Origin of the sequence: Comamonas sp. MYb396 (genome assembly GCF_037479555.1) — a bacterium.
GTDB lineage: Bacteria > Pseudomonadota > Gammaproteobacteria > Burkholderiales > Burkholderiaceae_C > Comamonas.
In genome coordinates this window covers 74,575-99,897 of sequence record NZ_JBBGYU010000004.1, presented here as the reverse complement: position 1 = coordinate 99,897, position 25,323 = coordinate 74,575, and the positions used below count along the sequence as shown (strand labels likewise).

Genomic DNA, 25,323 nt, shown 5'->3' with positions numbered 1-25,323 from the left:
AAATATTAATTAAAAAATCCAAAGGAAGATTTGTTAACAATTGTTTACATTATTATCCATTTGAAACATCGGGCAGATTTGTAGCGGTTTCTGCAGGATTCGGCTCAGACCAGCGTACGGTTGGGGCGCCGCAATTCGGGCGGATCACCAACGGTGAGCGCCCTAGGTTCAGGAACACAGGAACCAACACCCCGCCTTGTAGACGACCGGTCTATTTTTTACTACAATCGAGCCCATGACCTTGACCCCGAAAGCGCAAGCCACCCGCCAGCACATCCTCGACACCGGGCACCAGCTCGTGTTGCGCAAAGGTTTTGCGGCTGTGGGTCTGCAGGAAATTCTCAAGTCCTGCAACGTGCCCAAGGGCTCGTTCTACCACTACTTCCCGTCGAAAGAGGCCTTTGGCTGCGCGTTGCTGCAGCAGTATGTCGATGGCTATGGCCGCAAGGTGGATAGCCTGCTGGCAGCGGACGGCACCGGCAATGAACGCCTGATGCGCTACTGGGACGCCTGGATTGCGGCGCCCGGTGATGCGCACTGCGGCTGGGCCGAAGAATGCCTGGTGGTCAAGCTCGCGGCCGAGGTTGCTGACCTGTCCGAAGAAATGCGCCAGGTGCTCGATGGCGGCGTGCAGCGGCTGCTGGCCAGGATCGCTGCCGTCATTGACGAGGCGCGTGGCGATGGCTCGCTGCCCGCAGGCCCGCCGTCGCTCGTGGTCGCGCGCGTGCTCTACCAGATGTGGCTGGGCGCGGCGCTGCTGGCCAAGCTGAGCCAGGACCGATCGTCTCTGCTGCAAGCGCGGGCGGCCACGGTGCACCTGCTGACCTGCAGCGCATCGGCACCCTGCTCACCCCAACCCCTCCACCCATCCCTCAAGGAGTCCCCATGAAAGTTCTATTGGTACTGACCTCGCACGACCGTCTTGGCGACACAGGCCGCAAGACCGGTTTCTGGCTGGAAGAATTTGCCGCGCCCTACTATGCCTTCCAGGACGCAGGCGCCGACATCACACTCGCATCCCCGCTGGGCGGCCAGCCGCCGCTGGACCCCAAGAGCGATGAGCCCGATGCCCAGACCGCCGCAACCGAGCGCTTCCGCAAGGACCCGCAGGCACAGGCCGCGTTGGCAGCGACCACGCCACTGGCCCAGATCCAGGCCGATGACTTTGATGCCGTCTTCTATCCCGGTGGCCATGGCCCGCTGTGGGATCTCGCCAATGACGCCAAATCGATTGCACTGCTGGAGGCCTTTGAGCGCGCAGGCAAGCCGCTGGGCCTGGTCTGCCATGCGCCGGGCGCCCTCATCCATGTCAAGGCCGCCGATGGCCAGCCCCTGGTGGCAGGCCGCCGCGTGACGGGGTTTACGAACAGCGAAGAAAACGCAGTTGGCCTCACCGCCGTGGTGCCCTTTTTGATTGAAGATGAATTCAGCCGCTTGGGCGCTGACTACCAGAAGGGCCCGGATTGGCAGGTGCATGTCGAGGTCGACGGGCGCCTGGTCACCGGCCAGAACCCCGCCAGCAGCGAAGCGGTGGCCCAGGCCCTGCTGTCCATGCTCGCAAAATAAGGACAGTCACCATGCGCAGTGCCATTCACACCAGCTTCGGCGAGCCCGCCGAGGTCCTGAGCCTGGGCGAGCAGCCCATGCCCCAGCCGGCGGCTGGCGAGGTTCGTATCAAGACCTTGCTCGCCCCCATCCACAACCATGACCTCTGGACCATCCGGGGCCGCTACGGCTACAAGCCCGAGCTGCCCGCCATTGGCGGCAGCGAGGCCGTGGGCCTGGTCGATGCGCTCGGCGCTGGCGTCGAAGGCGTCACGCTGGGGCAGCGCGTCGCGGTGGCCGGCGTCCACGGCACCTGGGCCGAGCACTTTCTGGCGCCCGCGCGCCTGCTGGTGCCCGTGCCCGAGGCCATCCCCGATGAAGTGGCCGCCCAGCTCATCGCGATGCCGCTCAGCGCCTTGATGCTGCTGGAGTTTTTGAACGTGCAAGCCGGGCAATGGATTGCGCAGAACACGGCCAATGGCGCCGTCGGCAAGACCCTGGCCATGCTGGCCAGTGCGCGGGGTGTGCAGGTGCTCAACCTGGTGCGCCGCGATGCGGGTGTCGAGGAGCTCAGCCAGCTGGGCATTGCCAATGTCCTGTCCACCGCGCAAGCGGACTGGAAGCAAAGTGCCAGCGCGCTGCTCGGTCCCCAAGGTGCTTACGCCGCCGTCGATTCCATTGGCGGTGCATCCAGCGCAGCGCTATTGGCTTTGCTCGGCGAAGGCGGCACGCTGGTGTCGTTTGGCACCATGGCCGGCGAGCCGATGCAGATTGACTCGGGCGCGATGATCTTCAAACAGGCCACCGTCAAAGGCTTTTGGGGCAGCAAGGTGAGCGAGGCCCTGTCCGCCCAGGACAAACGCCGCCTGATCACTGAGCTGATCCAACGCATTGTGGGTGGTGAACTGAAGCTGCCGACCGAGGCCATCTACGACCTGGGCGACGCCGCCCAAGCGGCCGCAGCCAGCCTGCAGCCGGGCCGCAAAGGCAAGGTGCTGCTCAGGCCTTGACGGGGGCCCATGCCCTCAGGCGACCGGCACCACCGTCACAAAGGGGTGGTTGCCAAAGGCCTGCACGGCATGGCTTTCGGGTGCGGCATCGGTGATCAGGGTCCACTGGCGGTGGATGGGCGACCAGTTCATCTGCGACTTGCGGCCCAGCTTTTCAGCAGTGGCCAGCATATAGACCTCGCGCGTGCGGCGGAACAGCTTTTCCTTGAACCAGGCCTGCTCGATCGAGCCTTCGCAAACGCCAAACTCGGCATCGATGCCATCGGCGCTGCAAAACACCTTGTCGAATGTGAGGCGCTCGAGCGCCATGTCAGCGAGCGACCCGTACACACTCATGCTGCCCCGGCGCAGGTCGCCGCCGATCAAGGTGACGGGGATATCACGGCTGCTCAGCGTGTTCAGCGCCAGCAGGTTGTTGGTGATGATGCGCAGCGAATCGTCCTTGGGCAGCAGGCGCGCGAGCGCATCGGTGGTGGTGCCGCCATCGATAAAGAGGGTGTCGCCCGGCTCGATCAGGCTGATGGCCTTGCGCGCAATCGCGGCTTTGGCCTCGCCGTCATGTACCTTGCGCAGCTCCAGCGATTCTTCGGGCTCATGGCGAATCGGCGCTGCCACCGCGCCACCGTAGACGCGCAGCAGCCGCCCGTCCTGCTGCAGCGCCTGCAGGTCACGGCGCACGGTGGCCTCGGAGATGGCAAACCTCGCGCACAGCGCGGCCACATCGGTCATGCCCGAATTCACGGCATGCAAAATGGACTCTCTACGGTTGGCGACCTTCATGGGATGCGTGGCTGGCTACAGCACAATAGCGATAACGGATAAGAGCTTAACCGAGTCAGCAACGCCTCAACCCGATATGCCATGCGCCTGCAGGATTTCGCGCATCTGCGCCTCCTGCTCGGCGCTGATGCGCACGGGGTACTTGCTGTTGCCCACGTTGTAGCCCAGCAGTTGCACGGCGCGCTTGACGGCAGCCGGCGCAAAGCAGACCTTGTAGAGCGTCTCGCGCAGGCTGGTGACGGTCTCCTGCTGCTGGCGCGAGCCGGCAATATCACCCGCGGCAAAGCGCGTCCAGATCGCATTGATCTCGCGCGGCGCCGCATTGGCCAGGCCCGATACGGCGCCGGCGCAGCCTTCGACAAAGCCCTGGTGGATCAGGCTGTCGGGCCCGTTGAACACGACAAAATCCGGCACTTCCTTGGCGACTTTCAAAAAACCGCTCAGGCTTTCATGGCTGCCGGCGCTGTCCTTGATGCCAGCGATATTGGGGTGCGCGGCCAGGCGCTTGGCGGTCTCTGGCGCAATGGTGTTGCCAGTGCGTGCGGGGATGTTGTACAGATAGACGGGCACCTCCAGCGCATCGGCAATCGCGCTGAAATGCCAATGCAGATCATCCTGCGACAGCGGCACAAACCAGGGCGTGATGGCGGCAACCGCATCCACGCCCAGGCGGGCAATCTCACGGCCGGCGCGGATGCATTCGGCCGTGGAGACCTCGCCCACATGGCCGACCACGCTGGCGCGCCCAGCGACTTGCTCCATCGCCACCTCGGCCACGCGGCGCTTTTCGCCCTCGGTCAGTGCAAAGAATTCGCCATTCGTGCCGCCGCAGAAAATGCCATTACCGGCCTTGATCTGGCGGTCGATCTGCTCGCGGAACGGTGCCTCGGCAAAGCGGTCCTCCGCGTCCATGGGGGTGATGATGGCCGTCAGAATGCCTTGGAGTTTTTGCGTGTTTGCCATGGTGTTGTCTCAGTTGAACAGCTTCAGGTAGACCTTTTCGATATCGGCGCCCGTGACGGCCCCGGGCACATTCTTGATGAGGCGCTGCACATCGAGCGCGGCCTTCACCAGATCGGGCAGGTGGTCGCGGCCAATGCCCAGCTCTTGCAGGCTGGCCGGCAGGCGCAGGCGCTGGACCAGATCGGCAAAGTAGGCCACCAGCGCATGCGATTTGCCCTCGTCGTCCAGTGCCAGATTGGCACCGGGCACCAGCTCGTAAGCGCGTGCCAGCTTGGCAACGCACAGCGGGCGCAGCCACTCAAAGCAAGGCGCGAGCAAGATGGCATTGGCAACGCCATGCGGGATGTGGTACTTGCCACCCAGCGGGTAGGACATGGCATGGACCAGGTGCGTGCCGGCATGGGCAATGCAGGCGCCGCCGTAGTACGAGGCCCAGAGCATATTGAGCTTGGCTTCGAGGTTGTCGGGTTCGGCCACCGACAGCTCGATGTTCTCGAACAGCTTTTTCAAGCCGATCATCGCGTAGTTGTCGGCGACCGGGTTGGCAATGCTGGCGGTAAAGCACTCGATCAGGTGGCAGAGCGCATCGACACCGGTCGAGGCCGCAATCTTGTGCGGCATGGTCACCGTCAGCTCCGGCGCCAGCGCCACATAGTCGGGCAGCAGCACCGGCGAGATGATGCCCTGCTTGGTCTCGCGCGCAGGGATCGCCAGGATCGCATTGGGCGTCGCTTCCGAGCCCGTCCCCGCCGTCGTCGGCACCATCAGCGCCTTGACCCGCTGCGTGACCTTGGTGCCCGCCAGCAACTCGGCCAAGCTGGGCGACTCCGGGTACGCCAGCGCCGACAGCAGCTTGGCCACATCCAGCACACTGCCGCCGCCTACGCCCACGACAAAATCCACGCCGCGCAGATCGCGCTCCTGCAGAATGCGCTCCACATCGGCATCGGAGGGCTCGGGCGGCACATCGTCGACCACCAGCACCTCGGTGGCTGCGCGCCGCAGCTGGGCCAGCAGCGCCTGCACACCGGCAATACCGATGATGTTCTGGTCGCTGACAAACAGCAGTTTGTGTTTGCCGTTCACCAGGTAGGCGATGTCGTCAAGGACCTTGTGGCCGCTCAGGACGGTGCTATGGATATGCATGTCTTTGTCTCCTGGATTTTTTAGCTGCGTGTTGCGAGTTCTGCGCCCTGGCGCAAGGCTTCGAGCAGGCTGCGCTCATCGGCAATGCCCTTGCCGGCAATGTCAAATGCCGTGCCGTGGTCCACCGAGGTGCGGATCACATCCAGCCCCACGGTGATGTTCACGCCCGCCTCCAGGCCCAGCACCTTGACGGGGCCATGGCCCTGGTCGTGGTACATGGCCACCACCAGGTCAAAATCACCGCGCCCGGCGCGGAAGAACAGCGTGTCGGCCGGCAGTGGGCCTTCAATGTCCATGCCCCTCTCGCGCAGCTTCTGCACGGCGGGGATGATCTTTTCTTCTTCCTCGCCATAGCCAAACAGGCCGTTCTCACCGGCATGCGGGTTGATGCCGCACACTGCAATCCGTGGGTTGGCGATGCTCGCCTTGCGCAAGGTGTCGTAGCCGCGCTGGATGGTGCGCTCGACCAGGCCCGGCTCGATCTTGCGGATGGCATCGAGCAAGCCGATATGCGTGGTCACATGGATCACCCGCAGATTGGGCGCAACCAGCATCATCGAGACCTCTTCCACGCCCGTCAGGTGCGCCAGCATCTCCGTGTGGCCGGGAAACTTGTGGCCGCCGGCATGCAGTGCCTCCTTGTTCAGCGGCGCGGTGCAAATCGCATCGATCTTTCGGGCCTTGGCCAGCTCCACCGCACGCTCGATGAAGCGGAACGCCGCATCCCCGGCCACGGGCGAGAGCTTGCCAAAGGCCAGGTCGTCCGGGATCAGCTGCAGATCGATGCAGTCGATGACGCCCCGCTCAAAGGCGGCGTCGGCAATGTCCTCGATCGCCCGCACACGCACCTGGGTGCCCAGCAGCGCATTGGCCTTCTGCAGCCGCTTGGCATCGCCAATGACCACGGCTTTCGCCAGGCTGTACAGGCTGTCGTTCGCAAAGCTCTTGACAATGATTTCAGGGCCCACGCCAGCAGCGTCTCCCATGGTGATTCCGATGACGGGCAGAGAATGGCTCATCTTTGCTTGCTTTCTGTAGGGGCTGTGTCGGTGCGGCCGCCCGGGGTTTGGCCGGCCAGCAATGAATGGATGGCGCTGCTTGCGCGCTGCAGCGATGCGGGATGGCCAAAGGCGCCGGCCTTGGTGGCAATCCACTGGCGTCGGGCGTTGTGTGGGGTATCGTGGTCCTCGGTGATGCACAGCACCACGCCGGGTTCGCTCTCGGAATGCACGCGCAGGCTGCGCAGTTGCAGTTCTTCCAGTACTGCCCGGGCCGTCTCTCCACCGGTGATGACGAGGCCTGCTGCGCCGGCCATGGGCGCGTGCAGCAAGCGTGCCAGCTGCCGCGCCAGCATCGGGCCTTCGGCCGGGTCCGTCTGCGCGTCTGCTCCGAGGCTGACCACGACATCCAGGCCCTGTGCCACTTCGTCGCTGATGGTCTGCACCAGCGTCTGCACCAGCGTCTGCACCAGGGTCTGGCCTTGGGTCGTCTGCACGTCGCTGCGCAAGCAGCCAGGTGGCACCACATGCAGCCGCGTTTGTGGCTGCTCGGCCAAATACGCGAGCTGCTGCTGCGCAATCGCCGACATGCTGCCAACGACGGTGACCACGCTGGGCAAACGCCCGGCGGCATGCGGTACATCCAGCGATGCAGCCAAGGCAGATACTGGCTGCACCTGCTGCGCCAGCGCATGCGAGAGGCCCGCTGAGCAGACGCAAAAAGCCTGCTCTATCTGCAAGCTGGCCTGGGCCAGCGTCTGCAGATGCTGGTCATGGAGCACATCAAACACCAGCGCCTGCACGCCCTGCTCGCGTGCATTGGCAATTGCTTGCGCGGTCGCTTCTGGGCCTGCATCGAGCAGGCTGGCGGGCAGGTTGTCGCAGCGCAGTCCGGCTGCATGCAGCTGCTGCGCCGCGCGGTCATCGCGGTCTGCATGCTCCAGCTTCCAGGTAGCGGTATCGGACAATCGCACACCGTGCACATACACCACACCGTCCTGCATCGTGCGTCCCATCTGCGGGAAGGCCGGAGCCACCAGCGCAATGGCATGGAGCGCAGTTTGCAACACCGCCACCTCCTGCGCCCAGCCGCCCCGCAGGGTGGAATCGATTTTCTTGAGCACCCGGCGGCCCTGCGATGCCGGCGCAGCCAGCACCGCCTGCAGCTTGGCAGCAGCCTCAGCCGCCGTATCGCGCCGGCTGTTGGTGTCTACCGTGAGCACCGCCACATCACCCTGGGCACCAGCGCTGGCTTGCGCATCCAGCAGCACGCTGGTGGAGAGGCCAGCGCTCGCAAACCCCGCAGCGCAGTCGGCTGCGCCGGAGAGGTCGTCGGCGACAACCAGGTAGTGCGGGAGGGAACGCGGGCTCATGCGGGGCTTTCGGTCGACTCAGTCATCACGCCAAGCCTTAAAATTGATTGATTCAATCATAATTGATTAAAAGCAACATAAAACAAGGGTTAACCCTAGATTTAACGCACCAAAAATGATCGACTTGATCGTTGAAGAAACGAGTTCAGGCTCAAACCACGGTATCAGGCCCGCGCACGCACCGCCAATGTGCAGCAATTCCGCACCATGGTGCATGCACCAACTCGGGGAAAGTCCTGATTGGAGACTTTGGTAAAAAGAGTTCTGATCGAAGCGTTCAAAAAATTATCAATTTTGATTGTTTTGATCAAATAACTACCAAGAACCATTCCGTCTTCAGCCCTGAAGTCATTTCTGAACCGCCAGCCCTTGAGGTGTCCCACCATGTTCGCTTCCAACCCCGCTTCTGCCGCCACGCGCCGCCGCTTCCTTCTCGCCAGCAGCCTGCTGCTGGGCCTCGCCCCGCTGGCCAGCCAGGCGGCAGATGCCGCCTATCCTGCCAAGCCCATCACCTTGATCGTGCCCTACCCGGCCGGCGGCGCCAACGATGCGGTGGGCCGTATCGTGGGCCAGAAGATGGGGGAGATCCTCAAGCAGTCCGTCATCGTTGACAACCGGGGCGGCGCGGGCACCACCATCGGCACCGCGCTAGCGGCCAAGGCCCCGGGCGATGGCTACACGCTGGTGCTGGGCTCCCTCTCCAGCCATGCGATCAGCCCGCACCTGTACCGCCAGCCAGGCTATGACGCGATCAAGGACTTCGCCCCGGTCGGCATGATCGGCGAAGCCCCCATCGTGCTGGAAGTCGCCACCAACTCGCCATTCAAGGATGTCAAGCAGGTCGTGGAACAGGCCAAAAAGACGCCGGCCACCCTCACCTACGGCTCGGCCGGCAATGGCTCGCCGCTGCATTTGAGTGCCGAGCTGTTCAAGCGCGCCGCCAATGTGGACATGACCCATGTACCCTACAAGGGCGGCAATGCCCACACCATGGACCTGATGGGCGGCCGCATCGACATGATCTTTGACACCTTGACCAGCGCCACGCCACTGATCACCTCGGGCAAAGTGCGGCCCCTGGCCGTTGCCAGCACCGAGCGCCTGCCCGAGCTGCCCAATGTGCCCACCTTTGCCGAAAGCGGCTACCCCAACTTTGTGGTGAACGCCTGGTACGCCCTCTACGCCCCCGCCAAGACCAGCCCCGAAGTGCTGGCCAAACTCCACCAGGCGCTGAACGAAGCCCTGGCCGATGCCGACGCCAAGGACCGCCTGACCAAACTGGGCGTGCGCAGCAAGGCCAGCACCCAGGACGAGCTCGCCAAGTTCACCAAGGCCGAGCTGGACCGCTATGGCTCGGTGATCAGCGCGATTGGCTTGAAGATTGATTGATGGTTGAGTGATCTTGTGCGGAGCCGGTCGCAAGGCCGGCTCCACAAGTGCTGTGGCGGCAGGATACTTGCTGCACAGCAGTGCGGCTTTCAGCGTCCACTATACCGCTGGCCGGAACTACAATGCCAGACCGTTCGACCCCATCCCCAGCGAACACGGTATGGATCTGGAGCCCCCACATGTTGATTCGCCCTGCCCGTCTCACAGACGCCGCAGATTTGCCAGCCATTGAAAAATCTGCTGCCCAGCTGTATAGCGATGCCGCCGGCCTGGCCTGGCTGGCAGACGGCCCGCTGATAGCGCAGGCTGCGCATGAAAGCCGCATCCTCCAGCAATCGGTATGGGTGGCCGAGAAGGATGAAGGAGTGCTGACCGGTTTCATCAGCACGGAGATTGTCGATACCGAGCTGCATATCTGGGAGTTATCCGTTCACGCGGACTGGCAGCGCAGGGGCATCGGCCGCCTGCTCATGGCCAGGGCGTACCAGCACGCCCTGGCACAGGGGCTGAGCGCGCTGACCTTGACGACGTTTTCCGATGTGGCATGGTGTGCCCCTGCTTATGCCAGGCTGGGTTTTCAGCAGCTGCGGCAACCCGGACAACGCCTCCAGGAAACCCTGGACGCCGAAGCCCTGCATGGATTACCCCCAGGCAGGCGCATCGCAATGCGGCTGCCCATGGGCATGTTCATGGAGCGGCACTGATCAAGCTATGGCGCTTGCGGCGAGCACTGCCCTACCTCACCGCCGAGCCTCCCATCCGGTCAATCCGGATTCTTCATAAAGTGAAACCGCATCAAGGTCCGCTCGCGCGCCCGGCCGTGGTCCACCACCGGGTGCGGGTAGTCGCGCCCCAGCTGCAGACCGCAGGCTTGCTGCTCCAGCGGCTTCATCGCAGCGGGAAAGTGGATATACCGGTCAGGCACCTTGGCGAGTTCTGGCAGGTAACGGCGGATGAACTTGCCGTCTGGGTCAAAGCGCTCGGACTGGGTGATGGGGTTGAAGATGCGGAACCAGGGCTGGGCGTCACAGCCGGTCGACGCCGCCCACTGCCAGCCGCCGTTGTTCGACGACAGGTCATAGTCATTGAGGTGCTGGGCAAAAAAGCGCTCGCCCGCGCGCCAGTCAATGCCCAGGTCCTTGGTCAAAAAGCTGGCAACCACCATGCGCAGGCGGTTGTGCATATAGCCGGTCTGCAGCAGCTGGCGCATGGCGGCATCGACCAGCGGGTAGCCGGTGCGTGCCTCGCACCAGGCCTGCCACAGCTCAGGGGCATCGTCCCACTGCACCTTGTCGTAGATGGGGCGGAACGACTGGGTCACCACCTGCGGGTGGTGCCAGAGAATCATCGCGTAGAAGTCACGCCAGGCCAGCTCCGACAACCAGGTCTGCGCGCCCTCGCAGCCCGTGCGTGCCTGCGCCACGGCCAGCGCGGCCAACTGGCGGATCGACACGGTGCCAAAACGCAGATGCACCGACAGGTAGGAGACGCCCTTGACCGCCGGAAAATCCCGCGCGTCCTGGTAAGCCGCCATGCGCGGCAAAAAATCCTGCAGCAGTTGCTGCGCGCCCCGGCTGCCGGTAGGGATCTTGAGCGACGCCAGATTGCTGGGCTGAAAACCCAGATCGGCCAGCGACGGTATCGCCTCGCCCTTGGGCAATGCCGCCAGATGCCCGGCATAGCGTGCCACCGGGTAGGCCTTGCACTGGAAGGCATCGAGCTTTTGCAGCCAGGCGCGCTTGTAGGGCGTGAACACGCTGTAGGGATGGCCTTGCTGGGTCAGCACCTCATCGCGGTCCAGCAGCACCTGGTCCTTGTAATCGCTAAAGGCAATGCCGGCCGCTTGCAGATCGCCAGCCACGCGCGCATCGCGGGCAATGGCCTCCGATTCGTAGTCGCGGTTGGTCAGCACCTCTTGCACGCCCAGCGCCTGCGCCAACTGCACCACCTCTTGCGCAGCCGACCCATGGCGCACCAGCAGGCCCGCGCCGGTCGTTCCGCTGCCCGCCGCCAACTGGCGCAAGTCCTCGTCCAGCGCCAGCACACTGGCATGGATAAAGTCCACCCGCCTGTCTTCGCGCGTGGGCAGCAAATCCAGGATGTCGGTGTCAAAAACGAAGACGCAATACACCTGCTCGAAGCGGCGCAAGGCATGGTAGAGAGCGGCATGGTCGTCGCAGCGCAAATCGCGGCGCATCCACACCAGGGCGCGGCTGGCCATGGTGATCGGTTTCCTTGTCTGGTTTTTTCTGGATGCCAAAGGCATGGGTGAAGACAGCCAAGCCATTGCCGACCGTCTTCGCTGCGCCATTGTGCATCGCCGTGGCACAGTAGCGTGCCAGAGAAAGTCGCGTCAAACCAGTGCAACCAGATTGCGCAGTCAGCGCATGACCAGCCCCCCATCCACCAGCAACACCTGCCCCGTCATAAACCGGCTCAAATCCGATGCCAGAAACAGCACCGGCCCGGCCACATCCTCGGGGCTCGCCAGGCGGCGCAGCGGGGTGGCGGCCATCAGCGATTCGCGAAAGGACTCGCGGGTTTGTGCGCTGCCCTGGGTGGGGTAGACGAGGCCCGGTGCGACGCAGTTGACGCGTATGCCAAAAGGCCCCAGCTCGCTGGCCAGGTTGCGGCTAAAGCCCACCAGCGACGCCTTGGCCGTGCTGTAGTCGTGGTAGGCGACGACGGGGTGTTCCACCAGATTGCTGCTGATATTGACGATGCTGCCCCGGGCGCGCTGGCGCATCTGCGGCAGCACCGCGCGGCAGACATGGAAGGCGCCGCCCACAGCGGCATCGAACTGCGCCTGGTAGTCGCTCCAGGCCAGTGCATCCAGCGGCTGGCGGCGCTCGGGGTCAAAGGCATAGGGGCGCAAGGCGTTGTTCACGACGACATCGATGGGCCCGGCCTCTTGCGCAATGGCCTGGGCCATCGCATCCACCGCAGCCGGGTTGCCGACATCGGCCTGCACAGCCCAGGCATCGCCGCCGGCGGCCTGGCAGGCGGCCACGGTCTGGGCGGCGGCTGCCTCATTGGCCAGGTAGTTCACTGCCACGGTGGCGCCTTCGCGCGCAAAGGCCTGGGCGATGGCCGCTCCAATGCCCCGGCTGGCGCCGGTCACCAGCACTACCTTGCCGCGCAGATTCAAAGCACTGCTTGGCTGCATCTCAGGCCCCTGGCAGCCAACGGCTGTCCACCACATCGGCCACCTTAATGGGCTGCTGCACCATGCCCAGCGCATGGTAGGCATCAGCGCCCTTTTGCAGCGCTGCCAGGTCAAAGCTGCCCAGCGGCGCGACCTTGCCCTGCAGCCGCAAGCTGGGCTGGGCGGAGGCATTACGCAGGCCGATCACATCCAGGTTGATATCGCGCTGGGTGCCATCGATCGCGCGCTTGGTGGCCAGGGTCGCGGCCTCTTCGGGCTGGGCGATCATCCAGGCTGCGCTGTCGCGGTAGCCGCGCAAAAAGGCCTGCAGCAATGCCGGCTGCTGCTCCAGCGTCTGCCGGCGCACCACAAACATATCGCTGGACATATTCAGGTAGTCGCGCACGGGCATCACATGCACCTCGCCCATGCCCTTGCGCAGGCCCACGGCCAGGCCGGTGTCGGTGGCGGCGGTCGCATCGACCTGGCCTTGCATCAGCGGCGCAAAGTTCAAAAGGCCGGTCACCACAATGCGCACATCCGATTCCTTGAGCCCCGCCTGGTGCAGCATCACCAGCAGGTTCTGGCGCGTGCCGCTGGCGAGGCTATAGACGCCAATGGTCTTGCCCTTCAGGTCCGCCGGGCTGCGGATGCCGCTCGAGCGCAGCGACACGACATTGAACACGTTTTGCGGGTAAATGTCATAGATGGCGACCAGCTTCTCGCCCTTGTCCAGGGCCATAAAGAACGAGCCCGGGTCGGTAAAGGCCACATCGCCCTGCCCGCTCAAAATGTTGCGGATCGCGTCGCCACCGCCCGCACCCGGCAGGTAGGTCAGGTCCACCCCTTGGGCCTTGAAAAAGCCCTTGTCCGGCTCAGCCAGGATATTGGTGATTTCGCTGATCGGCTTGCTCCAGCCGGCCAGGCGAATCTTGCCGCTGACCGGCGCTGCAGCGCCCGCTGTGGTGCCCGTGCCCGCCAAGCCCAGGCCCAAGAGGCTGGCAGAGGCGCCCAGCCAGCGGCGGCGCGAGAGGGAGGAGGTCAGAAAAGGTGCAGACATAAGCGGTCCATCCAGAAGCAATCGAGCAAAAATCCAAAAATCAACGGCGCGGGCCGGTGACTGCATGGCTACGCAGCAATCTGCGCTCCAGCAGCAGGCAGGCCTGGTACAGCAGCAAGCCCAGCGCTGCAATCAACAGCAGCGCGGCAAACATCAAGCTGGTGTCCATCATTCCCTGGGCGGCAATCACCACTGCGCCCAGCCCTTGGCTGGCACCCATAAACTCTGCGACTACCGCACCCACCAGCGCCAGCACCACGGCCACACGCAGGCCCGCCAGAATGGCCGGCAATCCCGTGGGCAGCTTGAGCCGCACCAACGTCTGCAGCCGGCTCGCCCCCAGCATGCGAAACAGCTGCAGGCGCTGCGCATCGACCTGGCGCAGGCCCGTCAAAGTGTTCTCCATTAACGGGAAAAAGCAGACCAGCGCCGTGATCAGCACCGTCGGCAGCATGCCAAAGCCAAACCACAGCACAAACAGCGGCGCCAGCGCCAGCTTGGGCACCACCTGGCTGACGACCACATAGGGCTTGAGCACGCGCTCCAGCAAGACCGACTCGGCCAAGGCCATGCCCGCCAGCAGCCCAAAAGATGCGCCTACCGCCAGGCCCAGCAGCACCGCCTGCACGGTGGCCGCCACATGCGGCCAAAAGTAGCCCGACGCGAGCCCCGTCCACAAGGCCTGCAGCACCGCCGACGGCACCGGCAGCACCAAGGCGGAGATACCGCCCAGGCGCCCTGCGCCCTCCCACACGGCCAGCAACAGTACCAGCAACGCAGCGGCCCAGAGCCGGGCTTTGAGGATGGGGTTCATGCGCTGGCCCCATCCATCGCGGCGCGCACCTGGGCCGCATAGGCGTTGAAGGCCGCGCCATGGCGCATGGCCTGGGTGCGCGGCATCGGCAGATCAATTTCCATATCGGCCACCAAGCGCCCGCCATGCATCAGCGCCACCCGGTCCCCCAGGTACACGGCCTCGTTGATGTCATGCGTGACAAAGAGCACCGTGGTGCCCCGCGCCCGGCAGCTGCGCAGCAGCTCATCCTGCAGCTCGGCACGGGTGATGGCATCGAGGGCGGCAAAGGGCTCGTCGAGCAGCAGCAAGGCGGGCTCACGAATCAAGGCCCGCGCCAGCGCCACCCGGCTTTGTTGTCCGCCAGACAACTGGCCCGGATGTTGGTGAATTAACGCAGCCAGCCCCAGCTGGGCCAGCAGCTGCTCGGCCGCCTGGCGGTCCCGCGCGGTGGGCTTGCGCTGCAGCGATAGCGGCAGCAGCACGTTATCCAGCACCGTCAGCCAGTCCAGCAAGGTGGGCGACTGGAACATCACACCCAGCTGCGGGCCGGGTGCTGCCAAGCTACCACCAGCCCGCACAATCCGGCCCGCCTGGGGCTGCAGCAGGCCGGCGACCAGCTGCAGCAAGCTGGTCTTGCCGCAACCACTGCGGCCCAGCAGGCAGTGGAAGGCGCCTTGCGCCATCTGCCAGCGCACGCCATCCACGACCGGGGCCTGGCCCGGGTAGGCAAAGCTGAGGTCCTCAATATCAATCCATGCCATCGCGCCGCCTTTCAGTCTGCGTAACGCGCCAGCGGCTGCGCAGCGGCCTCGGCAGCGGCATCGATCTCGGTCATCCGCACCAAGTCGAGCAGGCTAAAGCGCCCGTCATGGTGCCAGCCGGCCTCGGGCACGCCCATGGCGCCCAAGGCGCTGATGCGGGTAACGCCGGCGGCGCCCAGCAGGCCGGCCAAACGGTACAAATCTTCGGGGCCCACGGCCAGGCCTGCGGTTTGCAGGTAGTCGCGCTGGGCGGCCACCAAGGGCACCACGTCGTCCAGGTTGTCTACCCCCACCACCACAATGCTGCGGTAGAGCGCCGTGGGCGCCAGCGGCTCCAGGCTGTCGCTATAGGCCACGCTCCAGCGCGCATCGGCTGGGCCAATCAGCTGCGGGGCGGCGCCATCATCGGCCGGTGCGCGCCACTCCAGCGACTGCTGCCAGCGGGCCATGCCGGCGCCCTCTTCCAGATCCAGCGGCCGGCGCGCAAAGCGCTGCTGCAGGTTGGCGAGTTCGGCCGCCAGGTAATCGGCAAAGGCGCGGGGTGTGACGGTAGCGCCCCGCTCTACATAGAACACATGGGGCGAGTAGCAACCCTGCTGGTCATAGCGCATGACATCCCAGGCTGCCAGCCGCGCATGGGCTGGCGCTTTGACGGCATCCAGTGCCGCCCTACCCACCATGCCAAAACCCAGCTTGTGGCCATGGGGCAAAAAGCGGGTGGTCACCGGCAGCTGCTGGCGCAGCGCAGCCAGGGTCTGGTTGCTGCCATAGGCCATCACCGTATCGGCCTCGGCATAGAGCACTTGCGCGCCTTCGGCGCTGCCGCCCGTCTGGGCGCCGCCGGGCCACCAGACCACGGCCAGGCAGTCGGCCAGTGGTGGATGCACTTCCGCCAGCAAGCGTGCAAACCAGCCGGCAAACAGCGGCTCGGCACTGGCCAGCTTGCCCAGGCTGGGCGCTTTGACGAGCAGGCCGCAGACGAGGCTCCACAGCGACAGCGCCGGCACATTGCCGGCCCAGCTGTGCAGCAGCAGGCCCGGGCCATAGGCGCGCACGGCCCCGCCTTTGGTGGCAGGCACAAAGCCATCAAGTACACCAGGGTTGGCAAAATCCTCGCCGATAAAGCGCCACAGCTGGGGTGCCCTGAAAGTCTTGAACAGGCCGTTGAGCCCCAGGCGCACCATCGCCGCGTCATAACCGCAGACCAGCGGCAGGCAGGCGTCGATCTGGCGGCGATAGGGGTCGGCGGGGTCCAGCAGGCGGGCGATGGCGCGGTCAATCGCCGCCACAATCTCGGCCAGTGGCATCGGCTGCAGCTGGCGCTGCGCGGCGGCGCGCACCCGCTCGGTGAGGGCCTGCATCTGCGCGCCGGTCAGCACCGGCACCTCGACCTCCAGCTGGGCGCCCGCGCGCTCATACACCAACACCTGCCAGCGCACCCGGTTGTCATCCATGCCCGGCAGGTAGCCGGCCCGCATGCGCCCGGCCATGCGCTCAGCGGCTTGCGGCTCCATCATGCGCGCGCCGCTTGTACAAACTCATCGACGGCCAAGGAGCAGCCTTTGGCAGCGGCCCCTTCGGCCCGGCCCAGCAGCAAAAAGCCGTCATCGGCCCAGAGGCCCACGTCTTCGGTCAGGATGGTGCTGACCGCGTTGTAGTTGGCCAGGTCGCAGTGCACCAGAATGCCGCGCTCACCCGGCGCCACGCTGCGGCCGCTGACGGGCTCGACCAGGCGCGAGCGAATCCAGTGCGGGCCGGATTTGACCGAGGGCAAGCTGGCATTGCCGTTGTCGTAGAACTGGGTGCTCAGCTCGGTCATGCCGTACATGTTGATGCACAGCTCGGGCGGCACGCCCAGCAGCTCGGTGAGGCCCGCATAAAAATCGGCCAAGGGCAGCTCACGCGACTGGCCCTTGTAGCCACCGGTATCCAGGATGCGGCTGCCCGCTGGCAGATGAAAGCGGCGACCCTGGGCACGCAGCGCATCCATCACATGCACGAGGCTGAAGCTGGCGCCCAGCAGCGCATAGGGCTGGCCGCTGCGCTCAGCTTCTTCCAGCACGGCGCAGAGCCCGGCCATATCCAGGCCCTCCGGCCCCAGAAAATAGCGGCTCTCCGGCGTACCAAAGCTCGACTTGGCCAGCGCCAGGTAATGCGCCAGCGACGAGTTGGGCATGGCCGCCTCATCAGGGAACAGGATGCCCATCGGCATGCGCGCGGTGCCCTGCATGAAGCGGGTGGCGAAGTGCTGCTGCATCGACAGGTCATAGACCTGCAGTGCCGGATGAAAATGCCGGCCCCGTGCGGCGCGGCCGGTGGTGCCGCTGGTCATGAAGACGCGTTCGGTCGGCGATGGCGCCTCGCTGCGCAGCTCCAGCGCCTTGAAGGCATCGATGGGCACGGCCGGGATATCGCTCCAGGTCTTGACCGTGCGCGGGCTCGCGCCACGGCGCTGGCAAAAGCTGCGGAACGGCGTATTGGATGCGTATTGGTAGGCAAAAAGACGCAGCGCGAGCTGGTCAAACTGGTCATCGGTGCAGCCATCCATTGCGATGAATGCAAGCAGGTCTGCGACCAGCGTATCGGCCTTGTCCATGGAATTCCTTCGAGAGCGGTGAGGTCATGCTCCGAAGGCTCCCCCCATGCGCGCAAGGCGCCCCTGGCAGGGAGTTGGCTCTTCTTCCGCCGGAATGACCCGGTTCAAGTTCTCGGGTGTAGATCTCAGCACTGGCGTGCACCCCGGAGCAGGCGCCATCTTACCCCAGGGCTGCTGGGTTACCGCCATCCACACTGTCAAGCCAAGGCCTGCACCACGGTCAATCCAGCCACCGGCGCCAAGCCCAAACCAGGGAAAACACCAGGGCCACCGCGATGGTGCAAGCCGCCGATGGCGCAGTCGCGCATGCACCAAGCCAAGGCATTTTTTGCGTATTCCTGCACCATATCCAGGCAACGGCATCACCACGTAACCCATTGTGGTGCTTTGCAAATTTTCTGCGCTAGGTCAAAGCGCGCATGCTGGAAATCACCTAGTCCACAACCCTTTCCATCGGCGATTCAGTCTGTTAACTTATGTCCTGTCGACAGACGACTGTCGCTAGACGACATAAATTTAACGAGGACAACAATGCTTGCAATGGCTGATGCCGACGTCCAATCCGGCTACGACAAACCGCATACCGAGAGCGAACAGCGTGTTCGCGAAGACCTGGCTGCCGCCTACCGCCTGATGGCGCATTTCGGGATGGACGACAGCATCTACACGCACATCTCGGCGCGGGTGCCAGGCCGCACCGACCAGTTCCTCATCAACCCCTTTGGCACCCTGTTCAAGGACATCACGGCCAGCTCGCTGGTCAAGATCGATGCCGAAGGCCGCATCGTCGAAGACACGCCCTACGAGGTGAACCCCGCCGGCTTTGTGATCCACAGCGCCGTGCATGCGGCCCGCCATGACGCCGCCTGCGTCGTGCACTCCCACACCGAAGCGGGCGTGGCGGTCTCTTCACTGCAATGCGGCCTGCAGCCGAGCAACCAGTGGGCGCTGCAGTTCTACAACCGCGTGGCCTACCACACGTTTGAAGGCATCGCGCTGGATCTGCATGAGCGCGAGCGCCTGGTCGCCGACCTGGGCAGCACGGCCAAGGCCATGGTGCTGCGCAACCACGGTCTGCTCACCTTGGGCCACAGCGTGGCCGAGGCCTTCATCCTGATGCTCAACCTCGACCGCGCCTGCCGCGTGCAGCTGGCCATCCAGTCCAGCGGCCAGGCCATCAACCCCGTGCCGCCCGAGGTCTGCGAGCTGACCGCCCGCCAGTACGAAAGCGGCGACACCGATGTGATGCCTGGCCAGCCCAAACGCGCCGACCCACATGAGCGCGAATGGCAGGGCCTGCTGGGCTTTTTGCAGCCGCCGGGCCGCAGCCACTACCGTGATTGACAGGCGCGGCTGAGCAGCGACTGAACCGCGACTGAAGCCAACCGAGCCTTGCATGCCGCCGCCTTTGCGGCCCCACCGCCGCAAGCCCAGCCGGGCCAGGCACCCCTCGATACCAAGACAGGAAGCAACCATGATCAATCGGCGTGAACTCATCTCCTACAGCCTGGCGGGAGCCGGCCTCAGCATCGCGGGCGTGCCCATGGCGGCCCTGGCGCAGCAAACCAAGGGAACGATCAATGTGATGGTGCAGCCCGAGCCCTCGGGCCTGATGCTGGGCATCGTGCAAAACGGCCCCACCCAGCTGGTCTCCGGCTATATCTACGAAGGCCTGCTGCGCTACGACGAGAAACTGGAGCCGCACGGCCTGCTGGCGACGGCATGGAACCGCTCGGACGACGGCCTGACCTACACCTTCAAGCTCAAGTCCGGCGTCAAGTGGCACGACGGCAAACCCTTCTCTGCCGATGATGTGGTGTTCTCGGTCGATAAGTTTCTGCGCAAGACCCATGCCCGCCTGCGCGCATCGCTGGAGCCGCTGGAGAGCGTGCGCGCCATCGATGCCAACACGGTGGAGTTCAAGCTCAAGTACCCGTTTGGCCCCTTCATCAGCCTGTTCGACACCGGCTCGATGCCGATGATCCCCAAGCACATCTACGAAAACACCGACTACGCCACCAACCCGGCCAATGCCAAGCCCATTGGCACCGGCCCCTTCAAGTACAAGGAATGGGTGCGCGGCTCCTACATCCAGCTGGTGGCCAATGAGCTCTACCACACCAAGGGCGAGCCCATGGTGGAGAACCTCTACTTCCACATCATCCCGGATGCGGCCTCGCGTGCTGCGGCATTTGAATCGGGCAAGGTCGATGTGGTGCCAGGGGGCGCGGTCGAGTTCTTCGATGTGGCGCGCCTGGCCAAGCTGCCTGGAGCAGCGGTCACCACTAAGGGCTGGGAGTTCTACTCGCCCCATTCCTGGCTGGTGCTCAACAACCGCAAGGCCCCCTTTGACAACCCCAAGTTCCGCCAGGCCGTCATGTATGCGATGGACCGCGAGGCCATGGTCAAGGTCGCCTGGCAGGGTTTTGCCAAAACGGCGGCCGGCCCCTTCAACCAGCATGTGAAGTTCGCCTCTGACGATGTCACCAAGTACCCGCGTGATCTGAACAAGGCCAAGGCCTTGCTCAAGGAAGCCGGCTACAAGGGCGAAACCGTCAAGCTGCTGCCGCTGCCTTATGGCGAATCCTGGCAGCGCCTGGCCGAGATGATCCGCCAGAACCTGATCCAGGCCGGCATCAAGGTGGAAACCACCGGCACCGATGTGGCCGGCTGGAACCAGCGCACCGCCGAGTGGGATTTCGACATGGCCATCATCTATGTCTACCAGTACCCCGATCCAGCATTGGGCGTGGCCCGTACCTACACCAGCCACACGATTGCCAAGGGCTCGCCTTTCAACAACATCGAAGGCTATGTCAACCCCAAGGTGGATGCGCTGTTTGATGCCGGCGCCAAGGCGCTGACCGATGCCGACCGCGCCAAGGCCTATGCCGAGGTGCAGAAGATCCTGACCGAGGAAGTGCCGGTGGCCTGGTTGCATGAGATCAACTTCCCCACGCTCTACCGCACCAAGATCAAGAACCCGATCAGCTCCGGCGTGGGTTTGAACGACAGCCTGAGCCGTGCCTCGATAGGCTAAGCATTGCTTGCGGCCCCGGCCGCAGCGCCTCTCTTCTTGCTGAACTCTGCACGCTGCCAGCCCCCGCTGGCGCGTGCGGGATGGCAGCGCTTTTGTCTCGCTCCAAGGTCTCCCCGCTATGAACCGCCTCCGCTACATGTCCGTCCGGGTGCTCCAGGGTCTGCTGGTGCTCATGTGCATAGCCACCGTCAACTTCATGCTGATCCGGGCAGCGCCCGGCGACCCGGTCGCCGTCATTGCCGGTGAAGCCGGAGCCTCGGACCCGCAGTTCGTCGCCCAGCTGCGCGAGCAATTCGGTCTGGACAAGCCCGTGACCACCCAGCTGGCCAACTACCTGGGCCACATCACGCAGCTGGACCTGGGCTTTTCCTACCGGCAGCAGCGCCCGGTGCTGGATCTGATTGCCGAGCGCCTGCCCGCCACCTTGCTGCTCACCGGCAGTGCCTTTGTGATGTCGCTGATCTTTGGCGTGGCCTTGGGGGCCACCGCCAGCCGCCATGTCGGCAAATGGGTGGACAGCGCCATCACCTTTGTGGCGCTGGTGTTCTATGCCACGCCGCTGTACTGGCTGGCGATGATGGCGGTGCTGGTGTTCTCGGTGCAACTGAGCTGGCTGCCTGGTTTTGGCTACTTCACCGTGGGCAGCGACGCCACCGGCTTTGCCCGCGCCTGGGACATTGCCCAGCATCTGGTGCTGCCCTCGCTCACGCTGGCGCTCTTTTATATGGCGGTGTATGCCCGCATGACCCGGGCCTCGATGCTCGAAGTCGCGCAGATGGACTTTGTCAAAACCGCCCGCGCCAAGGGCGTGCGCATGGGCCGCATCCAGCGCCAGCACATTCTGCGCAATGCCCTGCTGCCCATCGTCACCCTGGCGGGCATCCAGGCCGGGGGCCTCATTGGCGGCGCGGTGCTGACCGAGACCGTGTTTGCCTGGCCCGGCATTGGCCGGCTGATGTTTGATGCCCTGCTGCAGCGCGACTACAACCTGCTGCTGGGCTGCTTCCTGGTCGCAGCCGCTGTGGCGGTGCTGTTCAACCTGATCACTGATTTTGTCTACACCCTGGTCGATCCCCGGATCGAGCTGGGCTGAAACGGAGCCTTGCGATGACTGCTATTTCCGAGCCGGCCCTGGCGGCCGCTACGCCCCCCGCCAAGAACAAGCACCGATCCACCTTCTGGAGCCGCTTTTGCCGCAACCGGGGCGCCCTCTTGGGCCTCGCCATCTTGCTGCTCGTGGCGCTCTTGGTCTGCTTTGGCCCGCTGCTGGCCGCGCACAACCCCTGGGACATGGTCGAGCAACCCTTTTTGCCGCCAATGGAGCGCGAAGGCTTTGCGATGGGCACCGACACCATGGGCCGCGACATTCTCTCGGGCCTGGTGCTGGGCGCGCGCATTTCGCTGCTGATCGCGGTGATCTCCACCTTGGTGTCGCTGCTGATTGGCGTGGGCATTGGTGCCATCTCGGGCTACTTCGGTGGCTGGGTCGATGCCACCCTGATGCGCTTTACCGAAATGTTCCAGTCCGTGCCGAGCTTTGCGCTGGCCTTGGTGCTGGTGGCCATTTTTGAGCCCTCGGTCAACTCCATCATCGTGGCCATTGCGCTCGTGTCCTGGCCGCCGGTGGCGCGCCTGGTGCGCGGCGAGTTCCTGACCCTGCGCCAGCGCGACTTTGTCGCCGCCGCCCAGCTGGCCGGCCAAAGCACGCCGCGCATCATCCTGGCGCAGATCCTGCCCAATGCGGCCTCGTCCATCGTGGTGATGGCCTCGCTGATGGTGGCCACCGCCATCCTGCTCGAATCGAGCCTGAGCTTCATGGGCCTGGGTGACCCCAACCTGATGAGCTGGGGCTACATGATCGGCTCGGCCCGCACCGTGCTGCGCCAGGCCTGGTGGATGGCCGTGTTCCCCGGCGTCGCGATCCTGCTCACCGTGCTGGCCTTCAACCTGGTTGGCGAAGGCCTGAACGACGGACTCAACGCGCGCCAGGACGGGAAGACGAAATGAACGCCTATTCACACGAAGCCCTGCATATGCTTGCACAAATGCCTGACCAGCCTGCCACCCCAGAGCCGGTGCTGACCGTGCGCGGCCTGGACATCCGCCTGCCGCTGGGCGCCGACCGCGCCTTGGCCGTCACCCAGGCCAACCTGCAGATCCTGCCCGGCCAGACCCTCTGTGTGGTCGGTGAATCGGGCTCGGGCAAGTCCATGATCGCCAACGCCATCATGGGCCTGCTGCCCCGCCCCAAGGTCGAGCCCGTGGCCGGCGAGATCCTGTTTGATGGCAAAGACCTGCTGAACCTGAGCGAAGACCAGCTGCGCGAGCTGCGTGGCAGCCGCATGGCGATGGTGTTCCAGGAGCCGATGACGGCGCTGAACCCGGTGATGCGCATTGGCGACCAGATGGCCGAGGCGCTCGATGCCCACCTGCAGCTGCCCGCTGCCGACAAGCGCCGCCGCATCATCGCCGCGCTCACTGATGTGGGCCTGCCCGAGCCCGAGCGCCTGATCGATGCCTACCCGTTCCGCCTGTCGGGCGGCCAGCGTCAGCGCGTGATGATCGCCATCGCGATGCTGCTCGAGCCCAGCCTGCTGATTGCCGACGAGCCCACCACCGCGCTGGATGTGACCACGCAGGCCCAGATCCTGCAGCTGATGCGGGCGCTGCAAAAAAAGCGTGGCATGGCCATGCTCTTTATCACCCATGACTTTGGCGTGGTGGCCGAGATTGCCGACCATGTGGTGGTGATGCAGACCGGTGTGGTGGTCGAAGCCGGCCCGGCCGGCCAGGTGCTGCGCAACCCCCAGCACGCCTATACCAAGAAGCTGCTGGCCGCCATTCCGCATGGCCAAGTGCGCGAGACCCAGGCCAGCACGGCGCAGCCGGTGCTGCAGGTCAAGGACCTGTGCAAGGTCTACCGCAGCGGCGGCGGCTTTTTGCGGCCCGCGCGCGAGGTGGTGGCCGCCGAGCGCATCAGCTTTGAGCTGGGCCGCGCCCAGACCCTGGGCGTGGTGGGCGAGTCGGGCTCGGGCAAGTCGTCGCTCGGCCGCTGCATTGTGGGCCTGGCACCGTTTGACAGCGGCGAGATCCTCTTCAACGGCCAGCGCCTCAGCTCCGGCGCCGCGCTGCGCCGCCAGGCCAAGGGCAAGATCCAGATGGTGTTCCAGGACCCGTACGCATCGCTCAACCCGCGCCACAAAATTGGTTCGGCCATTGCCAGCGGCCCCATTGCCCAGGGTGTCCCCAAGGCCGAGGCCCTGCGCCGCACGATGGAGCTGCTGGAGCTGGTCGGCCTCGGCCCCGAGGCAGCCGAACGCTACCCGCATGAATTTTCTGGCGGCCAGCGCCAGCGCATTGGCATTGCCCGCGCGCTGGCGATGGAGCCATCACTGCTGGTGGCCGATGAGCCCGTCTCTGCCCTCGATGTGTCCGTGCAGGCCCAGGTGCTCAAGCTGTTTGCCGAGGTGCGCGAGCGCTTTCAGCTCAGCATGGTCTTTATCACCCATGACCTGCGCGTGGCCGGCCAGATGTGCGACCACCTGGCCGTCATGCAACGGGGCCGGATTGTGGAATACGGCCCCACCGCCCAGGTGCTGGGTAACCCGCAGCACGCTTACACGCAAACCTTGATTGACGCCATCCCTTCGCTGGAGCACCGCCGCGACGAGGCTGAAGCGGATAAGGCACCAGCGCGGAGCCGCGCATGACCGCCATGCCCAGCACCGATGCCCAGGCCGCCGCACCCCGCAGCATTGCCTTTTTGAGCAAGAGCATTGCGATGGACTTTTTGCTGCCCGCCTACCAGGCGCAGTTCCCCGGCAGCCGGCTGCTGCTGGGCGCCGAGCTGCAGGCGCTGTTGGACGCTGACCAGCACAGCGATATCGAGGTAGCAGTATGCTGGCACCCGCCCGCCGCCCAACTCGCGCAGCTGACCCAGGCCGCAGGCCTGCAGCTGGTGCAATCGATTGCCGCCGGCATTGACCATATCGACACCCAGGCCCTGCCCGCCAGCACCCCCGTGTGCCGCATTGTGGACAGCACCATGGGTTACGGCATGACGGCCTTTGTCAGCTGGGCCGTCATCCACCGCCAGCGCCATATGGACCGCTATGTGGCCCATGCGGCGCAGCGCCAGTGGCGCGAGGAGCCTATCATTGCGCCCAACCGTCACCGGGTTGGGATCGCAGGCCTGGGCACCCTGGGCCAGGGCGCTGCCCGCGCGCTGCTCGCCATGGGCTACCAGGTGCGCGGCTGGAGCCGATCAGCCAAGCAGGACTTTCCCGCTGGCTTGGAAGGCTTGCAAACCTTCCACGGCCAGACGCAGAAGGCGGAGTTTTTGAGCGGCTGCGACACCTTGGTGTGCCTGCTGCCGCTGACCGATGAGACCCAAGGCTTTCTCGATCTGGCCTTGATGCGCCAGCTGCCGCGCGGCGCGCACCTGATCAATGTGGGCCGGGGCGCCCACCTGGTCGAGGCCGATTTGCTGACCGCACTGGCCGAAGGCCAGATAGGAGCAGCCACCCTGGACACCTTCAGCGCCGAGCCGCTGCCAGCCGACCATCCCTTTTGGCAGGACCCGCGCATTCTGGTGACCCCGCATATCGCCACCCGCACCGATCCGCGCGTCATCGCCCGGCAGACCGCCCACAACCTCAGCCGCATCCGCGCAGGCCAGGCCGCCGAGGTGGCCGTGGACCTGGGACGCGGTTACTGACGCC

The 25,323-nt window shown here is 64.9% G+C and carries 23 protein-coding genes; 11 read left to right on the top strand and 12 right to left on the bottom strand.

The genetic code is table 11. The features are described 5' to 3' along the window. Positions 1 to 235: 235 nt before the first annotated feature. From WH265_RS10725 to WH265_RS10715, 3 genes are read left to right on the top strand one after another with little or no spacing between them, the layout of a single operon-like run. On the top strand, positions 236 to 889 hold the full coding sequence (locus WH265_RS10725; RefSeq protein WP_339558273.1) for a TetR/AcrR family transcriptional regulator: 654 nt from the start codon (positions 236 to 238) through the stop codon (positions 887 to 889). After that, positions 886 to 1,566, top strand: a complete 681-nt coding sequence (locus tag WH265_RS10720; RefSeq protein ID WP_339558272.1) for a type 1 glutamine amidotransferase domain-containing protein — start codon at positions 886 to 888, stop codon at positions 1,564 to 1,566. The genes WH265_RS10725 and WH265_RS10720 overlap by 4 nt, the downstream gene beginning before the upstream one ends. 11 nt (positions 1,567 to 1,577) lie before the next feature. After that, positions 1,578 to 2,555 carry a zinc-binding dehydrogenase gene (locus WH265_RS10715; protein ID WP_339537744.1) on the top strand — a complete coding sequence of 326 codons (978 nt, stop codon included), beginning with the start codon at positions 1,578 to 1,580 and terminating at the stop codon, positions 2,553 to 2,555. 15 nt (positions 2,556 to 2,570) lie between these two features. Here WH265_RS10715 and WH265_RS10710 read toward each other — a convergent pair whose 3' ends face one another. From WH265_RS10710 to WH265_RS10690, 5 genes are all read right to left on the bottom strand, one after another. Further along, positions 2,571 to 3,335, bottom strand: coding sequence for a DeoR/GlpR family DNA-binding transcription regulator (locus tag WH265_RS10710; RefSeq protein WP_339519478.1), 765 nt, complete (start codon positions 3,333 to 3,335; stop codon positions 2,571 to 2,573). A 66-nt stretch (positions 3,336 to 3,401) separates the two neighbouring features. Then, entirely contained in the window at positions 3,402 to 4,298 is an 897-nt protein-coding gene (locus WH265_RS10705; protein ID WP_339558271.1) for a dihydrodipicolinate synthase family protein, read from the bottom strand. Between the two features lie 9 nt (positions 4,299 to 4,307). Then, a complete protein-coding gene (locus WH265_RS10700; RefSeq protein ID WP_339558270.1) occupies positions 4,308 to 5,444 on the bottom strand; it encodes an iron-containing alcohol dehydrogenase in 1,137 nt (378 codons plus the stop codon). A 20-nt stretch (positions 5,445 to 5,464) separates the two neighbouring features. Further along, on the bottom strand, positions 5,465 to 6,463 hold the full coding sequence (gene pdxA, locus WH265_RS10695; RefSeq protein ID WP_339558269.1) for a 4-hydroxythreonine-4-phosphate dehydrogenase PdxA: 999 nt from the start codon (positions 6,461 to 6,463) through the stop codon (positions 5,465 to 5,467). Beyond that, the gene (locus tag WH265_RS10690; RefSeq protein WP_339558268.1) at positions 6,460 to 7,815 is read right to left on the bottom strand and encodes a four-carbon acid sugar kinase family protein; all 1,356 of its coding nucleotides are present in this window, start codon (positions 7,813 to 7,815) and stop codon (positions 6,460 to 6,462) included. The genes pdxA and WH265_RS10690 overlap by 4 nt, the downstream gene beginning before the upstream one ends. Before the next feature lie 384 nt (positions 7,816 to 8,199). Between WH265_RS10690 and WH265_RS10685 the strand changes: the two genes are divergently transcribed. Beyond that, entirely contained in the window at positions 8,200 to 9,204 is a 1,005-nt protein-coding gene (locus tag WH265_RS10685; RefSeq protein WP_339519469.1) for a Bug family tripartite tricarboxylate transporter substrate binding protein, read from the top strand. A 179-nt stretch (positions 9,205 to 9,383) separates the two neighbouring features. Further along, complete coding sequence (locus WH265_RS10680; RefSeq protein WP_339558267.1) at positions 9,384 to 9,908, top strand: GNAT family N-acetyltransferase; 525 nt, start codon at positions 9,384 to 9,386, stop codon at positions 9,906 to 9,908. Between the two features lie 59 nt (positions 9,909 to 9,967). On the opposite strand, the gene WH265_RS10675 is transcribed toward WH265_RS10680, so the two are convergent. The 7 genes from WH265_RS10675 to WH265_RS10645 all read right to left on the bottom strand — a co-directional run bounded on the left by WH265_RS10675 (position 9,968) and on the right by WH265_RS10645 (position 17,562). Next, a complete protein-coding gene (locus WH265_RS10675) occupies positions 9,968 to 11,425 on the bottom strand; it encodes a cryptochrome/photolyase family protein (RefSeq protein WP_339558266.1) in 1,458 nt (485 codons plus the stop codon). Positions 11,426 to 11,584: 159 nt separating this feature from the next. Continuing rightward, entirely contained in the window at positions 11,585 to 12,370 is a 786-nt protein-coding gene (locus WH265_RS10670; protein WP_339558265.1) for an SDR family oxidoreductase, read from the bottom strand. Between the two features lies 1 nt (position 12,371). Next, positions 12,372 to 13,409, bottom strand: coding sequence for an ABC transporter substrate-binding protein (locus tag WH265_RS10665; RefSeq protein WP_339558264.1), 1,038 nt, complete (start codon positions 13,407 to 13,409; stop codon positions 12,372 to 12,374). 40 nt (positions 13,410 to 13,449) lie between these two features. Further along, positions 13,450 to 14,223, bottom strand: a complete 774-nt coding sequence (locus WH265_RS10660; protein ID WP_339558263.1) for an ABC transporter permease — start codon at positions 14,221 to 14,223, stop codon at positions 13,450 to 13,452. Continuing rightward, positions 14,220 to 14,966 (bottom strand): ABC transporter ATP-binding protein, encoded by a 747-nt coding sequence (locus tag WH265_RS10655; RefSeq protein WP_339558262.1) that lies wholly within the window; start codon positions 14,964 to 14,966, stop codon positions 14,220 to 14,222. Before WH265_RS10655 ends, WH265_RS10660 begins: the two co-directional genes overlap by 4 nt. Before the next feature lie 11 nt (positions 14,967 to 14,977). Further along, entirely contained in the window at positions 14,978 to 16,480 is a 1,503-nt protein-coding gene (locus WH265_RS10650; protein WP_445228523.1) for an acyl-CoA reductase, read from the bottom strand. After that, a complete protein-coding gene (locus WH265_RS10645; RefSeq protein WP_339558260.1) occupies positions 16,480 to 17,562 on the bottom strand; it encodes a LuxE/PaaK family acyltransferase in 1,083 nt (360 codons plus the stop codon). Before WH265_RS10645 ends, WH265_RS10650 begins: the two co-directional genes overlap by 1 nt. 531 nt (positions 17,563 to 18,093) lie before the next feature. Here WH265_RS10645 and WH265_RS10640 point away from each other — a divergent pair. The 6 genes from WH265_RS10640 (at position 18,094) to WH265_RS10615 (ending at position 25,319) form a co-directional block, all read left to right on the top strand. Then, a complete protein-coding gene (locus WH265_RS10640) occupies positions 18,094 to 18,906 on the top strand; it encodes a class II aldolase/adducin family protein (protein WP_148293018.1) in 813 nt (270 codons plus the stop codon). A gap of 133 nt (positions 18,907 to 19,039) precedes the next feature. Continuing rightward, positions 19,040 to 20,602, top strand: coding sequence for an ABC transporter substrate-binding protein (locus WH265_RS10635; RefSeq protein WP_027010502.1), 1,563 nt, complete (start codon positions 19,040 to 19,042; stop codon positions 20,600 to 20,602). 118 nt (positions 20,603 to 20,720) lie between these two features. Beyond that, positions 20,721 to 21,695, top strand: coding sequence for an ABC transporter permease (locus WH265_RS10630; RefSeq protein ID WP_021025248.1), 975 nt, complete (start codon positions 20,721 to 20,723; stop codon positions 21,693 to 21,695). Positions 21,696 to 21,709: 14 nt separating this feature from the next. Beyond that, positions 21,710 to 22,609, top strand: a complete 900-nt coding sequence (locus WH265_RS10625; RefSeq protein ID WP_339558259.1) for an ABC transporter permease — start codon at positions 21,710 to 21,712, stop codon at positions 22,607 to 22,609. A 38-nt stretch (positions 22,610 to 22,647) separates the two neighbouring features. Then, the gene (locus tag WH265_RS10620) at positions 22,648 to 24,312 is read left to right on the top strand and encodes a dipeptide ABC transporter ATP-binding protein (protein WP_445228522.1); all 1,665 of its coding nucleotides are present in this window, start codon (positions 22,648 to 22,650) and stop codon (positions 24,310 to 24,312) included. Continuing rightward, the gene (locus tag WH265_RS10615; RefSeq protein ID WP_339558258.1) at positions 24,309 to 25,319 is read left to right on the top strand and encodes a 2-hydroxyacid dehydrogenase; all 1,011 of its coding nucleotides are present in this window, start codon (positions 24,309 to 24,311) and stop codon (positions 25,317 to 25,319) included. Before WH265_RS10620 ends, WH265_RS10615 begins: the two co-directional genes overlap by 4 nt. Positions 25,320 to 25,323 lie beyond the last annotated feature (4 nt).